Genomic DNA, 16,242 nt, shown 5'->3' with positions numbered 1-16,242 from the left:
CCGCTTATCCACAGCCTAAGGGAAAGAATCCTGAGACCAGCATTATAAGCTTTAACTCTAGTCAATCTAAATTCTCCTACGAAGAAACTAAATTAACCGTAGGTTTTAATGCAAATTCAAGGAAATCAAATCCACGAATGTCCAGGGGGATGGCTATCTAGGCCACTCCTTCAGGGGCTAGGGTCGACAGGGCAATTCGAAAGCCAATATAGAAATTGCTGCAGTCCTGGGAGACATAGTATCGAGCAGCGGATCGACAGTACCGGGCGGAATAGATCCAAGCACCACCCCGCAGAACCCGATAGGAACTATCGTCTTCCTCCCAAGCACTGCCATTATTCGGGGCATTGTGATAGCTGCTGTGCCAAGTATCTTGACACCATTCCCACAGGTTGCCAGCCATGTCATAGAGCCCAAACCCATTAGCGGGGAAACACCCCACTTCCGTCGTCTGTTTTCGATACTGTCCCTGGGGACCAGAATCATGGGCTTGATTGCTATCAAAATTGGCGAGATCGGAGGTGATGCTGGCTCCAAATTGAAAAGGAGTGGTTGTCCCGGCCCGACAAGCATATTCCCATTCAGCTTCACTGGGTAATCGATAGGGTCGCCCAGTTCGATGGGAGAGACGCTGACAAAATTCCACCACGTCTATCCAAGACACTTGTTCTACGGGACGTTTAGGGTCTTGAAAGGAAGATGGGTTACTGCCCATAATTTGTTGCCATTGGGCTTGGGTGATCAATACCCTACCCAAGTAAAACGGGGCAATCGAAACCTTATGCTGTGGACCTTCATCACCATATCGTTGGGGATCATGGTCTGCAGATCCCATCCAAAACTGCCCTGCCGGAATTGCAACCATTTCGATGACGTCATTTCCTAGGTCTTCTAAGAACCGCTGACCCAGATATTGGGTGCGATTAATAAATTTTCCCTGTGGATCCACTTCCAGCCCCTCATAACTAAAGGGCTTTAAAGCAGAAGAGAGAAGAGACACCCTACTTTGCCTGTACCGAGGGGAAATGTAGGTGGAAATAGCTGTGGGCCAGTTGGTTGTGGGAAAGGTTAAATCATTACCTCCACCCTTGGGTGAGACTGTAGCTAAGGCGGCTAGAACCTCATCGGCAGAGGCAAAGCGATCGCATAGTTTGATACGCAATAATTTGTCAATAATGGTGGCTAACTCTTGGCTGATGGGTTGGGGTAAATGGTTTTGCCATTCTTTCACCCAGGCATAGCCTTGGAGGTGCTTGAGATGATCCGGGTATATGCCTGTCAATAAATTAAAGCAACAAACGCCTAAACTGAATAGGTCACTAGCGGGGCAGACTTTGCCATCGATAAATTGCTCCAAAGGAGCAAACCCTTCGGTGCCTAGAATGGTGCCAGATTGCATCAGTTTTGAAAAACTATCTTGTTTAGCAATCCCGAAATCGATCAGAACTAAATGTTGATCAGCATACCGTCGCATAATGTTGACGGGTTTAAGATCTCGGTGAATGATATTTTGCTCATGAATATCCTGCAGAATAGGGAGGAGATCCAGCAGTAGATGGTGGATTTTATCCTCATTAAAAATACCGTCTTGCTCTAGCTCCTCTTGCAGATTTTGGCCATCCACAAATTCTTGAACTAAATAGGGATGTTGATTGTCCTCAAAATAAGCGAGTAAACTCGGAACTTGCGGGTTCTGTTTGAGCTTCTGAAGCTGCCGTGCTTCCCGTAAAAAGAGCTGTAGCTTCTTTTCTACATGTTGATCTTGGGTTGGGCAAATCAACTGCTTGACCACACAAAGGTCATTGAAGTTATCAATATCTTCAGCTAAATAGGTTTTCCCAAATCCTCCCTGGCCTAAAGGTTCGAGAATCTTATATCGATGCCGCAGTAAATTAAGAGATCTCCCACAACATTGGCACTGTTGATTGAGATTGGGATTGACTGGTTTCTGGCAATCCGGGTTCAGACAATAGACCATCTAATCTGGACCATAGAAACTTCCCGTAACTATCAGAGTACCGAGGGTTGCTGATTTATATATGTTCGCAAATTTACAATTCGATTTATGAATTATGTGGATTTAATTTCTGAACATCTCTATAGGTGTTCATCTCCTGATTTTGGCATTTGTTAATCCTGAGGATTTTGACCTGAATTGCACCCTTTAAGCTAGATTTCTCCAGTGAGCACGGTGCCATTCAGGCGATACGAATATTGGCAATATCTTTTTGAGATTAGCTTGCAATGAAGACTGAGTTTGCAGTAGATGGCCCCAGGGAACTCAAAAGTCTGCAGGCATTAGCCAGCGGGAAATAATATTGCTTCCCACTGGCTCCAAACATTAATACCCTCGACTCCAGATGGACTTCTTAGGTTGTGCAGACCGAGGTGCGGTGAATTGAAGCCACCATTCCAAAAGTCTGGGGGCAAATCGGTTACCCAAAACAGCTAAATGGCTTTGCCAACCCACTAGAATTTCGGGAGATTCCTTTGCCAGACTGTTGACTAAGACCTTAGCCACTTTTTCGGGCGTCATTGCTGCAACCCAGCGAAACCGTTGGGTATTGCGAGTCATATCTGTTTCTGTGAGAGATGGCAACAAGGCTGTGACTTTAATATTGTGAGCAGCCAGCTCCGTGCGCAGAGCTTGGGTAAAGCCCAAAATTGCAAATTTGGTGGCGGAGTAGGTGGCCATGGTTGGGGCACCGATTTTCCCCATCAAACTCGAAACGTTCACAATTCGTCCTTCTTTTTTACTGGCCATTCGTCGCGCCAAGACCTGAGTCATGCTGTAAATGCCCATGAGATTCAGAGACAGCTCTTCCTGTACCTTGGGAAGCTTAGTTTGCAGGAAAGGGGCCTGATGAGCCACCCCAGCACAGTTCACGAGTAAGTGGATGGGGCCATGTTGCTTCCAAGTCTGGGCAATGGCGATATTCACCTCTACCGTTTGAGTCAGATCCAGGGGAAGAACAACCGCCTGGGTGCCGATGGCTTCTATTTCTGTGGCGACTTCCTGTAAGCGGGCTTGATTTCGAGCAACTAGGATAACCTTTTCTATTCCTTGCTGGGCTAATTCTTGTGCGATCGCACGGCCAATCCCTCGGGATGCACCTGTAATCAGTGCAGTTTTTCCTTGTATTTTCATGGGATACCTCCCGACACAATGGTCAACGAATGGGGCATTTCGTTCATTCACTGCAGTCCTATCCTTGAAAGCGCTCGACAGAATAGGTGAGTGAATGACTTGAGATGAAAATTTGTTAATAGACCTCAAAAAGCGAGGTAAAAAAAATTAAAATCTTTTCTGAGAAATATAGTTACAAAAATGCAAAACTAATGGCCATTTTTCCTTGAAGCATCCAATCGACTCCTCAAGGTTGAGGTAAGCACAAGATAATTTAGCTTGTGCTGAACACTACATTTTGCATCCTTTTCACGGTGGACAACATATTCAACATGAGGTGCTTTTCACTACATGCACAAGCTAGCAATTAAATCAACTACTTGCAATAATTTTTATAATATTCTTATCGCAGCAACATAAGTACATATATTTCTCAGATTAAATATGAATGGAGCGTCTTCCTAGGAACAGTGATTGCTAACACTCAGGTCCATATCCGGGAGAAGATTGCCCCACTTTAAATCTGAGAATAGAGGAGACCTATCATCCATTTCTGAGGAGCACATTCCGGCTACAATCCGGTGAGGAACTGTAGTCCAGAGAACAAAAGTGCTCCTATCCCCATACAAATCGGTAACGTGAGGCCCCAAGCCCCAGCAATTTGCCTCAGGGTAGCCCACTGAATAGTCTGTCCCCGTTGCGATAAGCCGATACCCATCACACCACCGACTAAAGCATGGGTCGTAGAGACAGGCAGTCCCCATCGAGACGCGAGAAGAATCGTTGTGGCTGCGGCCAATTCAGCACAAAAACCACTACTGGGCTGCAGGGGAATAATTTTTTCGCCAACGGTAGCCATTACGTTTTTCCCTGAGACCGCTAATCCTGCCACAATCCCCAGTCCACCCAAAATCATGATCCACAGGGGAACCACTGCTCCGGCAGTGGGTATGGCTTGAGTCGCAAAAATAGCTGTGATGACGACCAGGGGAGCCACTGCATTGCCGACATCATTGGAACCATGGGCAAAGGCGACAAAGCAGGCACTACAGACTTGAAAAAGGGCCAATTGGCTTTCGACCGTGGCTGCGTCAGTCTCTAGGTTGAAGGAATCAGAAGAATTGTAGGAATCAGCAGACCGATCGAGTTTATTCCAACTCCAGGTCGATAGGGTCAAGATTGCTGCGAGACCCATTGCGATCGCAAGATCTTGCTCAGGTAGTTGCCAGTGCCAACGCGCTTGCAACACTTGGTAAAGGGGATGGGTGACTTGAGGCAGTACAATCACACCAAAAATACTGACTAGGCCCGCACTCAACCAGGGAATCCATTCATTCAGGCGGGAAAGGGGATTCGGTGACTGCAGAATTCCTTGGGAGATAAGGCGGTAGATTAAGGCTGCTATCCCTCCACTGATAACAGGTGTTAGTAGCCAAGATAAAGAAATAATCCCCAACATGGACCACTGCACCGCCGATGGCCCCAGAGCCACGAGACTGAATCCCGCTAGCGCCCCAATGGTGGCATGGGAAGAGGCCACGGGCCAGCCTCGCCAAGTGGCGATCTGTAGCCATAGGCCACAGGTCATCAACACCGACATCATGCCTAAACTCAAGGTTTGAGGCATGTTAGCGAAGGCTTGGGCATCTACCACCCCGCGGGTCAGAGTTTGAATGACCTGGCGGCCAAACACAATAGCCCCAGTAAATTCAAGTATCCCAGCAATCACCAGAGCCTGTCGTAGGGTAACCGCTTTGGAACCCACCGATGTCCCCATGGCGTTCGCGACATCATTGGCCCCTAAATTCCAGGCTAAATAAAACGCTAGTCCACTGACAAAAAGAATAAAAACCATTGCCCAACCGGTAGAAGATTCTTTGGGGATGCTCCAGTAATCGCAAAATTGGAGGATACATACCCCACCCCGGTATCCATCCCTTTTACCCAAATCCATTGCATTTGCTGATTTAATTTAGACTTAACGTCATTAGCGATATACCATTCGATTGATAACGGAAAGACTCTACCGGGTGAGGATCAAAAGAATACATCATGAATAACCCAAAAGCACTGTTTCAAGCCCTAAACCCTCGCCAACTGCGTCGGTTTACCGCTTTAGCCTCTGTTTTATTGTTAAGTGCCTGTCAAGTCGGCGGCAATGCTCCCGGATCAGGAGAAGATGAGGGCTTAAAAATTGGCTCTCTACTACCCTCAACAGGAGACTTGGCACCATTAGGTGTACCAATGATTGATACGGTACCTTTGCTGGTGGAAACCGTAAATGCCTGTGGTGGCGTGAATGGCAAGCCCGTTGAGCTAACGTCTGAAGACGATGAAACCGATCCGACTAAGGGCAGCCAGGCCATGACCAACCTGGTAGAGGTAAAAAAAGTGTCTGCAGTGGTTGGGTCCTTTGCCAGTAGCGTCTCCCAAGCAGCAGTTGATGTGGCGGTTCGCAACAAAGTTCTGCTCATCTCTCCTGGCAGTACCAGCACAGAATTTACGGATCGTGCCCAGAAAGGCGATTTTAAGTCCGGTGAAACCCAATATTGGGCACGAACGGCTCCACCAGATACCTACCAAGCCCGAGCCTTAGCAAAGTTGGCCCAGGAAAGAGGATTTCAGAAAGTCTCTACTGTCGCTATCAATAACGACTATGGCGTCAGCTTTGAACAAGAATTTATCAAGTCTTTCAAAAAGCTAGGGGGTACGATTCTCAACGAAGCCAAACCGACCCGTTACGATCCCAAAGCAACCACCTTCGATACAGAGGCTGCAGCAGCTTTTGCTAATAAACCTGATGCTGTGGTGGCCATTCTCTATCCAGAAACCGGAGCACTACTCTTAAAGTCAGCCTATGAGCAAGGATTGATGGAAGGGGTACAGGTGATGCTCACGGATGGAGTTAAGTCTGATGAATTTGCTGGCCAAGTGGGTAAAACCAGTGATGGCAAATTTATTATTACCAAAGCGATTGGAACCGTCCCCGGTGCTAATGGAACCGCGCTAGAGTCGTTGACAGAGCTATGGAAGTCTAAAAAGAATGAAGCCCCCCCGGCCTATGTTCCTCAGAGTTGGGATGCCACTGCCCTGGTACTACTGGCAGCCCAAGCCGCCAAGTCCAATTCCGGAGATGCGATCGCAGCCAAGCTTCGTGATGTTGCTAACGGCCCTGGAACTGAAACGACTGATGTTTGTGAGGCCTTAAAACTCCTAGAAAAAGGTGAGGAGATCAACTATCAAGGAGCTAGTGGCAACGTCGATATTGATGAGAATGGAGATGTCTTAGGGGTCTATGATGTTTGGACCGTTAAAGAGGATGGCAAACTCAATGTCATCGGCCAGGTACAACCGTCTGAATAATCAATCCTGATAATCTAACCGTTTTTTTCAGCCATAGTGATAGAAGAAGATCAAGTCTTTTGTCACTATGGTGTCGTCCCTATAATTGCCTAGCCCAATAATTTAATCCGAAGATTGTTTTTTTTCAGCTTTGGAAAAAATTGACTTGAAGCTGAGGGGCTCATTCAATTTAGCCATCACCGTTTTCATGTTAATCGGCTCATTGAGCTTGGTCATGATTTGCTTGTAACTCCAATCTGCTGAATTGGTTTCTGCCTCATTCGGATGGGAGGACTGCGTGGCCGACGAAGATGTACAGGGAGATGGCGACTGCTCAGATTCCACCCAAATTGTGAAATGGCTTTGATAATTTACAATTAAGCTCATCAAACCATCGTCCAGCATTTGACGACAGGAAGCAATGGCCCTTTCCCGCTGGGAGTTTTCAAAGGTTTGTCCCTTCTGAAAACATTTATCTAAAAAAACAAATTCGGTAACCCCTTGGCATGTAATTCCTCTTGCTTCCAGGTCTACCTGATCAATTAGCAACATACTGAATATTGCCCTGTGACTTATCTTCCTTACTTAGGATGCCCATTATTCAGCCAAAGTGTACGTTTCAGTCACTTCGAGTTGAGGTGAGTATCAAACACATCAAATGAGTCATTATGGTGACTCAAACCATTATGAACGCACTCATTACAGGGTTCATTTCATTACTCATACAAATAAGACATGAATGGGATTAAAATCACACCCTATTATGACGTAGTAGACAGACTAGATTGATCAATTATTTTCTCCATCAATGCATAGTTTGACGGATAAAAAATAAGCTAAATGCATAGCTCTGATAGATGAAGGTTGAATTGTTGATAAAGTTAACGTTTTGCGCCCTATTTGGTGTTAAATATATCCTTTTTTGTGATTACGGTAGAATCAGATAGATATTGGGAATAATAGATTCGCCCCAAGTGAGTTTAACAACTTTCTTTCTCAGCTAAAGCTACTTCTAATCTGTCTTATTTTATTTCCATGAGAGTGTTGGTGCTATATGGTCCAACTAACGTGCAGGTGATTGGTTCAGGGAAATGTACAATCCAGATGATAGCCTCATGCCTGATGCACCTATCTTTGTAATTGAAGACGACCCGAGTGAATGCATCGAACAAGCCAACGCTTCTATTTTGCCTGCGTGGAAAGTCCTGATTGTTGATGATGATCCAGAGGTTCATGAAGCAACTATTCTTGCTTGTGGTTCCTTTGAATTTGAACATAGACCGTTGAATTTGCTGTCTGCCTATTCAGGGGCTGAGGCAAAAACAGTTTTGCACGACCATCCTGATATTGCTTTGCTACTCCTGGATGTTGTGATGGAAACCAGTCAAGCAGGTCTAGAGCTGGTGAAGTATGTTCGCAAGACTTTAAATAATCAGATTATCCGAATTATTTTGAGGACGGGGCAACCCGGTGAAGCGCCTGAACTAGATGTGATCAGGGATTACGATATCAATGACTACCGTTTAAAAATCGATCTCACGCGACAGCGGTTACTCACAACCGTAATTACAACCTTGCGCTCCTATCGAGATTTAGTGACTTTAGATGCAACAAACAAAGAGTTGGACACCCTCTACAGTCAACAAATCGTCGCGAACCAACAAATTGAACGACAACAGCAAGAACTGATTGCTCAAAACCAGGCTTTAACGATTGCTAAGCAGCAGGCGGTCAAAGCAAATCAGGCCAAAAGCGTTTTCTTGGGGAATATGAGCCACGAGTTGCGGACCCCTCTGAATGCAGTGTTGGGCTATACCCAATTGCTAGCCCGAGAACCTCAGCTCCAGTCCTTTACCAAAGAATTAGAAACCATTAATCGCTGTGGCAAACACTTGTTGGCACTGATTAATGACGTTTTGGATTTATCCCGCATTGACTCAGGACAGGTGGTTCTAAACATTGATACATTTAATTTTCATGAATTACTGAAAACGCTAAAAGATATTTGGACGACCAAAGCTCAACATAAAGGCCTGGATTATCAGTTGGAATGGGGATCAGACTTGCCCCATTATGTACGCACAGATGAAGGTAAGCTTCGCCAAGTTCTAATGAATCTGTTGAGCAATGCCATTAAGTTTACTGAGCAGGGGCATATCACCTTTCGAATTCATCAAACCACTGTTGAGTCAAAGCTAAATGAGGAACCTTATCTTCCTCTCACCCCTCACTACTGGCTAAATTTTGAAGTTCGAGATTCTGGCCCTGGCATCTCAGTGAGCGAGTTAGAGCATATTTTTCACCCTTTTATACAAGGAGAACAGGCCCGAAGCGTCGTGGATGAAGGGACAGGCTTGGGGTTGGCAATCAGCCATCAATTTGTATCTTTGATGGGGGGGAATTTGTCTGTTTCCAGTTCCCTAGGTGCTGGCAGTTGCTTTAAATTTTCGGTGCCCGTGGAGCGGGCTCAGGCTTGTGGAAAGAAATCCCTAGTCGAAAAAGCGAAGGTAACCGGTCTGGCTCCTAATCAGCCAGTCTATCGAATTTTAATTGTGGATGATCAGCCTGATAACTGTAGTTTCCTGACTAAGCTGCTGAGTATGGTGGGATTTGAAGTTCAGGCTGTCTATAGTGGAGAGGCCGCTGTTTCGAAGTGGCTAGATTGGCATCCTCATCTAATTTGGATGGATATTCGTATGGAAGGGCAGGATGGCTATGAGACGACGGAGCAGATTAAAGCAAATCATTCCGCACCCACTCCAGTGATTGTTGCACTCACAGCCTTTGCCTTTGAAGAAGATAAAGAAAAAGCGTTGGCCTTAGGCTTTGATGACTTTGTCCGTAAACCGTTTCAAGAATCCGAGATCTTTGAGAAACTGGCCCTACATTTAGGGGTTGAATATCTCTACGATGGTGAGGGTCCTCCACAGCCTGAAACGTTGTCTCCCCTGACTTCAGAACAGCTAGAGTTCATTGAGAGTGACCAACTTCAGTATCTTTATGATGCGGCTTTGAGCCTTGACCCTAACCGCACCGCCAATCTATTAGCCGAATTACCGACAGAACATGAGGTAATTCGCAAACAATTGCTGTCCCTTTCAGAAAATTTTCGGTTTGATATCATCATTCAGTTAATTGAGCCGCTGGTGGGGACCTCAGTACAATGACCCTAAATTAGTAATAATTTTATGGGTTCAGCTTCAATATTCTCTTTTTGCAAGTTATTCTGCCTGAGAAGCAAAATTTCTAGACGTGAGGGCATCTCAAATCATAAGGGTATGCTGGAGTGAGTAGCTCTGCCAGGGGAAGGATGATGAATCTAAAGGGCAATCAACAACTCCTCAGCACTTTAACTCAGGTTTTGGTTGAATCGGACTCTTTGCACCAGGAGCTAGTCGAGTATTGCCATCAATTAGAACAACAAGTTGCCCTCTCAGATCCAGCTCATTCAGCTTTGGTCGGAAACAGCTTAGATGCGCATCCATATTCTATTTTTGATGGTGCACCGGATGCGATCGCACTATGCGAAGCCGGATGTATTACCTACGTTAATCCCCAGCATTTGAACCTATTTGGCTATTCAACCCCAGAGCTATTGTTAGGGAAACCTTGGCAAGTCTTCTATTCCCAAGAAGAAGCCCGGCGAATAGAAACAGATATTCTTCCCAAATTATTGCCCAATCAGGGCTGGCAAGGTGAAACATATGCCCAACGCCAAGGAGGAGAAGCCTTTATTGCTGAAATGTCTTTCTCTTTGGCCCAACCCACTCAAATGCTAATGGTGAGTCGAGATGTGACCCAACAGGCCTACATTGAGAGCTGGCAAGATGCTCAGACGACTATTCTTAAACAACTTGCTACCGGGACCCCGAGTCTAGAAGTATTAGAGACAATTATGGATAGTCTTGAATGCCATCTGTTGGGGGGTAGAGGGACAGTTCTGTTGGTTGATGCCTATCATTATTTACGTCTGGGGGTTGCCCCTCATTTACCACCCGAGATGAGCAATATCGTCGAGGGGATTAAAATTTCTGATACAGGTGGCCCCCTGAGTCAAGCGGCTCATTCGAAGGAACCCGTGATCTCAGAACTCAGTACCTATTCACCTCTGACCACCGCAGAACAAATCGCCATCGACCAAGGGTTTCAGTCCTGTTGGTCTTTCCCAATTTTAGATAGTCAAATCCAAGTCCTAGGGATAATGGCAGTTTATTTCAAAACCTCCAGAGTCCCCACAGAATATGAGCAAAAATTTCTTGATATTGCACTTGATCTCGCCGGTCTTGCCTTAGAACAACAGCAAAGTCGAGCACAACAGGAGGAAAACTCCTCTGATATCCTGCGCTCCAATGCTGAATTACAGGCCATTTTTGATACATTCCCTGATTTGCTGCTGCGGGTGAATAGCTATGGCACATTATTGGGCTTCAAAGGAGGACATTATCAAGATGACCTATTTGATCAACCTGAAGCCTTTTTGGGGAAACAAATTCAGTCAATTTTGCCTGAAGAAATCTCGAAACAGTTCCTGAAGGTTTTGACGGAAGTCTTAGAGTCACAACAGATTCACCAATTCGAGTATTCTCTTGCCAGGAATGATATCACTCAATATTATGAGGCTCGCATCCTTCCATCTGAACAAGGACAAGTTTTAGCTTTAATCCGAAATGTCAGCGATCGCAAGCGAGCCGAGCTGGCTTTGTCAGGGTTATTTAAAGGAACCTCCAGAGTCACAGGGGATGATTTCTTCCAAGTCTTGGTCCAAGAAATCGCTTCAACTCTCAATATGTCTGAAGTGATGCTGTCTCAAGTGGATGGAGAAGACCTTTCCACCCTGGCTTTCTTCTCCGATGGCAAAATGCAGCCCAATGTGCTCTACCCCATCTCACATACTCCCTGCGAAATAACTCTGAGGGATGGTGCCTACTGCTGTGAAAGGGGGGTGCAGGAGACCTTTCCTGAAGATCCAGATTTGGTTCACCTGAACGCAGAAAGTTACATCGGCTATATTCTGCAAAACTCTGCAGGGAATCCCATCGGAGTCTTATGCTGCTTAAGTTCTTCTCCCATTCCTGATGGAGAATTTGCGTATTCCATTTTGCAGATCTTCGGGGCTAGAGCGGGGGCAGAACTAGAAAGATTACAAGGAATTAAAGCGCTGGAGCAGCTTAATTCAGAACTAGAAGCACGCGTTCGTAGTCGCACTCTGGCCTTGAAGCAGTCTCAACAAGATTTAAGGACCATCTTAAACACAGCCTATGACGGTATATACATTCATACCCTTCAAGGGCAGCTGCTAGATGTAAACCAGCGGACATTGGATATCCATGGTTTAACGCGAGATAAGATTTTGCAGATGAATTTAACGGATTTAGTTTCTGAAGATTCACTACAGCTATTCCAAAAGCATTTTCAACAAGCGGAACAGGGAATTAGCCTCCAGTTTGAAGATGTTGCCAAAAACTTCCAGGACTCGATGGTCTCTCTTCCAGTAGAGATTCGAATTAGAAAAGTAGCTCTCAAACGCAACCCAGTTTTAATTACAACTTTGAGTGATATCTCCCGCCGCAAACAGCAACAAAATGCAATTGAATCGATCGTTAAAGGAACTGCAGATAAAACCGGTTCAGACTTTTATCAATCCTGTGTCCAGTACCTTGCGAAAATCTTTCGGGTGCACTACGCATTTGTTGCCAAGGTAAAGGATGACACCTGGACCCAATCCCGAGTCTTGGCCATGTGGACTGGAGATAGTTTTGCCTCTCCCTATGATTTCGACTTAGCTGGCACCCCTTGTTTAGAAACCTATCGACATGAGTGGTGTTGTGTCCCTAATGCTCTATCAGCTAAATTTCCCACTCTCTCAAAGCACTTATCTCCCCAGGGAGAAAGTTATATTAGCTGCCTGATTAAAAACTCCCAGGGACAAGTCATAGGAAATTTAGGGATTATTGATACAAAGCCTTTACCCGTTGATACCAGTAACTTGGAATTTGTACTCCAATTGTTTGCAACTCGGGTCGGGGCGGAAATGGAACGGCAAGCTTCAGAAGACGCCCTCCGGCGAAGTCAAAAGCAGCTGCAAGCAGTGATTGATAATTCACCCGCTGCAATCTACTTAAAGGATTTAGAGGGGAAATACCTCATCTTTAATCGAGTCTTGGGAGAGTTATTTGACATTGCTCCCCAAACTTTCCTGGGTAAGACCGATTTCGACTTATTTTCCCGGCAGATTGCGGAAAAATTGCGAAAAAATGACATTAATACTATAGCTGCAGGTCAGGCTCAAACGATAGAAGAAGTCGTGACCCATGCAGATGGCAGCCGTCACACCTATATCGCCAATAAATTTCCAGTCTTAGACCCCCAAGGCCATGTGTATGCCATTGGAGGGGTTTCTACGAATATCAGTGACCGGAAACGAACTGAAAATCAATTGCGAGAATCTCAACAGCTGTTGCGCCTCGTGATTGACAACATTCCCCAGCTTATCTACTGGAAAGACCATGATTCCATTTACTTGGGATGTAACCAAAATTTTGCTGCATCTATGGGGCTCGACTCTCCCGAGCAGGTCATTGGCAAAACGGATGATGCATTATCCAAGCCCCACAAACACCTTGCCGCTCGCCAACAAAATGATGAGCGTGTAATATCCACTGGCATTCCTGAACTACATGTACTGCAGATTTTCAACACAGAGCAAAATGACACTGTTTGGGCGGATACCAATAAAATCCCCTTAAAAGATCCGTTTGATAATACGGTTGGTATTTTAGGGACTTACGAAGATATTAGCGATCGCAAACAAGCTGAACAAGCACTGAAGCAGGTCAATGAAGAGCTTGAACATCGGGTTGTCCTGAGAACGAAGGAACTCCAAGTTGCCAAAGAAGCAGCTGATGCGGCCAATCGAGCGAAAAGTGACTTTCTCGCCAATATGAGTCACGAATTACGAACACCTCTGAATGGAATTTTGGGGTACGCTCAGATTCTCAAACGCGATCACAATATATTGCCCTGTCATCAACAAGCCTTAAACACCATTCATCAAAGTGGTGAACATCTATTAACACTCATTGATGACATCCTTGATATTGCCAAAATTGAGGCCAGAAAACTAGAGCTGAATATCTCAGATATTCATTTTCCATCCCTATTAGAGAGTATTGTGAACCTCGTTCAAATTCGGGCTCAAGAAAAGAATATCCAGTTTGTCTATCGGCCTGCTGACTCTCTACCTCAAGGAATTCAGGCTGACAAGAAGTGTCTTCGTCAAATTCTTCTGAATCTGTTGAGCAATGCCATTAAGTTTACCGATCAAGGCCAAGTCACTTTATCTGTAGAGATCGAGCAACAAACGTCCCAGCAAATCAGACTTAAGTTCACCATCACCGATTCAGGTATCGGAATTTCTCCAGACCAAATTGAGCAGATTTTTCACCCTTTTGAGCAAGTTGGAGACCTGAACCGGCGAGCTGAAGGTACAGGGCTGGGGCTATCCATATCTCGCCAACTGGTGGAATTGATGGGAGGAACACTTCAAGCGGAGAGTTGTGTAGAGAAAGGCTCTACATTTTGGTTCTCAGTTCCATTTAAATTCTCGGAACAATTTGTCCCCGCTCAGACAATCGGTGGTCCCATTGTTGGGTATGACGGCCCCCCACGCCGGTTATTAATTGTTGATGATAGTGCGGTCAACCGAACCGTTTTGGTGGCAATGCTAGAACCTCTAGGTTTTCTCCTTGAGTTGGCGGAGGATGGACAACAAGGTCTAGAAAAAGCGATTGAATGTAAACCAGAGCTTATTTTAAGTGATTTAGTCATGCCTAATAAAGATGGCTGGGCAATGATCAAGGAAATCCGGCAGATTCCTGAATTAAAAAACATTCCTATTTTTGCGATTTCTGCTAGTGTGCAAGCAGTAGATCAACAACAAAGCCAAGATGCTGGGTGTGATGCTTTTATTCCTAAACCTGTAGAAGATATAACTTTGTATGATCTGCTAGCTGAGTATTTACAGTTGGAATGGAATTTTGCGTCTAGTTCGGCGGCTCAAACCACTAACGACAGCGGTTTAACAGCACTGATTGTCCCAGATCAAGGCTGTTTACAGCGGCTGTTCGAGCTTGCCATGCTTGGAAACATGACTCAAATACGTCGAGAGGCGTCTGACCTGGTGGCCTCCAAACCACAGTTAGCACCCTTCGCTAATCAATTAATCTCTCTAGCTCACAATTTTGAGGATGAAAAAATCATGGTGTTTCTCCAACATTATTTACCCCATGAGTAGCTTCAATACTATTGTCTTGTCTAAGTTGGTATTGGGAGGGCTAGCACTCAAATTTTGATGATGGTTTGCCAAGGGCTGATGATGTTCTTGCTCTCAATAGACACGGAAGGCTGAACAACGAACATCTTCAACTATGCCATTTTCTCTGAATGATTTATTTTATCTGGTGTGTGTCTAATGTCTGGCGATATTGATTTTCGCAACTACACCGTTTTAATCATCGATGACAATCCTAATAATCTAGGGGTTGCACTATCGGCTCTCGAAGGGTTTGGTGCCACTGTTTTAGTCTCACGTTCGGGGGAGAGTGGTTTACAACGGGCTGCCTTTGCTCAGCCCAACATCATTCTCTTAGATGTTTTGATGCCAGATATTGATGGTTATGAAACTTGCCGACGTTTAAAGGCTAATCCGCAAACGGAACCAATTCCAGTTATCTTTATGACAGCCCTGACTTCTAACAATGACAAAGTTAAAGGCTTAGAAGTCGGAGCTGTTGACTATATAACAAAACCAATTTATGTAGATGAGCTTCTGGCAAGGGTTAAGGTTCACCTTCAGATATATGCGTTAAATCAAACCTTACAAGCTCAGAATCATCAGCTGAAAGCTGAGATTGCACAGCGCATCTCCACAGAAAAAACCCTGACTGAAACCATCGACCAACTCCAAAATGCCCAGAACCAACTGATAGAGTCCGAAAAGATGGCGGCTTTAGGGAATTTAGTCGCCGGTGTTGCCCATGAGATCAGCACACCTATTGGCACCAGTATCACGGCTGCCTCAACCTTAGCCGATGAAACCCATACGTTTCTAAAGGCAGTGGAGCAGGGACAAGTTAAACGATCTGTTCTTAGCCGTTATATCCATGTCGCACAAAGCAGCTCCAAATTGGTCCTCAGCAATTTACATCGGGCGGGAGATCTAGTTCGTAGTTTTAAGCTTGTTGCAGTTGACCAATCTCATCAGGAACAACGGGAATTTAATGTTAAAGCCTATTTACATGAAGTTGTAAATAGCCTGCGACCACAGCTCAAAAATAGCAAGCATCAATTACTTTTAACTGGAGATGATTCGCTTGTAATCACGAGCTACCCTGGACTCCTTGCTCAAATCGTGACCAATCTGGTCACTAATTCTTTAATCCATGCCTATCAACCCTCTGAACCAGGGCTGATGAAGGTGGATATTCAGAAGGAACCTGATGGAATACAACTTATTTATAGTGATGATGGTTGTGGTATTTCGTCGGAAAAACAACGCAAAATTTTTGAACCCTTTTATACGACTGCTCGCGATCGGGGTGGGACAGGGCTTGGATTACATATTGTCTATAATCTCGTTACTCAGTCCTTTTGCGGCAATATTAAAGTGGACAGCAAGGTTGGGGAAGGGACTAAATTTCTGATTTCTTTACCTCAAGAACTCATTAAAGCTGAATAATAAGCGCTCATCGATAATGTAAAGGCAACAGGATAGG

8 protein-coding genes are annotated in these 16,242 nt (G+C 45.1%); 4 read left to right on the top strand and 4 right to left on the bottom strand.

The annotated features are described in order from the left end of the window. Positions 1-157: 157 nt before the first annotated feature. From ON05_RS00330 to ON05_RS00320, 3 genes are all read right to left on the bottom strand, one after another. Positions 158-1,978 (bottom strand): bifunctional serine/threonine-protein kinase/formylglycine-generating enzyme family protein, encoded by a 1,821-nt coding sequence (locus tag ON05_RS00330; protein ID WP_010470017.1) that lies wholly within the window; start codon positions 1,976-1,978, stop codon positions 158-160. A 363-nt stretch (positions 1,979-2,341) separates the two neighbouring features. Continuing rightward, positions 2,342-3,148 carry an SDR family oxidoreductase gene (locus ON05_RS00325; RefSeq protein ID WP_010470019.1) on the bottom strand — a complete coding sequence of 269 codons (807 nt, stop codon included), beginning with the start codon at positions 3,146-3,148 and terminating at the stop codon, positions 2,342-2,344. A 550-nt stretch (positions 3,149-3,698) separates the two neighbouring features. After that, a complete protein-coding gene (locus ON05_RS00320; RefSeq protein WP_029315024.1) occupies positions 3,699-4,982 on the bottom strand; it encodes an inorganic phosphate transporter in 1,284 nt (427 codons plus the stop codon). 197 nt (positions 4,983-5,179) lie between these two features. Between ON05_RS00320 and ON05_RS00315 the strand changes: the two genes are divergently transcribed. Continuing rightward, complete coding sequence (locus tag ON05_RS00315) at positions 5,180-6,490, top strand: ABC transporter substrate-binding protein (protein ID WP_010470023.1); 1,311 nt, start codon at positions 5,180-5,182, stop codon at positions 6,488-6,490. Positions 6,491-6,592: 102 nt separating this feature from the next. Here the strand turns inward: ON05_RS00315 and ON05_RS00310 are convergent, their stop codons facing one another. Further along, on the bottom strand, positions 6,593-7,021 hold the full coding sequence (locus ON05_RS00310; RefSeq protein WP_010470024.1) for a hypothetical protein: 429 nt from the start codon (positions 7,019-7,021) through the stop codon (positions 6,593-6,595). A 563-nt stretch (positions 7,022-7,584) separates the two neighbouring features. Here ON05_RS00310 and ON05_RS00305 point away from each other — a divergent pair. From ON05_RS00305 to ON05_RS00295, 3 genes are all read left to right on the top strand, one after another. Next, positions 7,585-9,636: a response regulator gene (locus tag ON05_RS00305; protein WP_236618852.1), complete on the top strand. Its 2,052-nt coding sequence runs from the start codon at positions 7,585-7,587 to the stop codon at positions 9,634-9,636. 143 nt (positions 9,637-9,779) lie between these two features. Next, entirely contained in the window at positions 9,780-14,762 is a 4,983-nt protein-coding gene (locus ON05_RS00300) for a PAS domain S-box protein (protein ID WP_029315025.1), read from the top strand. A 177-nt stretch (positions 14,763-14,939) separates the two neighbouring features. Further along, positions 14,940-16,205, top strand: coding sequence for a hybrid sensor histidine kinase/response regulator (locus ON05_RS00295; protein ID WP_010470027.1), 1,266 nt, complete (start codon positions 14,940-14,942; stop codon positions 16,203-16,205). Positions 16,206-16,242: the final 37 nt, after the last annotated feature.

This window comes from Acaryochloris sp. CCMEE 5410 (assembly GCF_000238775.2).
Classification (GTDB): Bacteria; Cyanobacteriota; Cyanobacteriia; order Thermosynechococcales; family Thermosynechococcaceae; genus Acaryochloris.
The sequence above is the reverse complement of the archived record's forward strand: the minus strand, read 5'-3'. Positions and strand labels throughout refer to the sequence as shown.

What these genes read in the sequence shown, in the direction of transcription:
- ON05_RS00300 (WP_029315025.1), top strand. Translation starts at nt 9,780, where the DNA reads ATGATGAATCTAAAGGGCAATCAACAACTCCTCAGCACTTTAACTCAG.
- ON05_RS00315 (WP_010470023.1), top strand. Translation starts at nt 5,180, where the DNA reads ATGAATAACCCAAAAGCACTGTTTCAAGCCCTAAACCCTCGCCAACTG.
- ON05_RS00295 (WP_010470027.1), top strand. Translation starts at nt 14,940, where the DNA reads ATGTCTGGCGATATTGATTTTCGCAACTACACCGTTTTAATCATCGAT.
- ON05_RS00305 (WP_236618852.1), top strand. Translation starts at nt 7,585, where the DNA reads ATGCCTGATGCACCTATCTTTGTAATTGAAGACGACCCGAGTGAATGC.
- ON05_RS00330 (WP_010470017.1), bottom strand. Translation starts at nt 1,978, where the DNA reads ATGGTCTATTGTCTGAACCCGGATTGCCAGAAACCAGTCAATCCCAAT.
- ON05_RS00310 (WP_010470024.1), bottom strand. Translation starts at nt 7,021, where the DNA reads ATGTTGCTAATTGATCAGGTAGACCTGGAAGCAAGAGGAATTACATGC.
- ON05_RS00325 (WP_010470019.1), bottom strand. Translation starts at nt 3,148, where the DNA reads ATGAAAATACAAGGAAAAACTGCACTGATTACAGGTGCATCCCGAGGG.
- ON05_RS00320 (WP_029315024.1), bottom strand. Translation starts at nt 4,982, where the DNA reads ATGGTTTTTATTCTTTTTGTCAGTGGACTAGCGTTTTATTTAGCCTGG.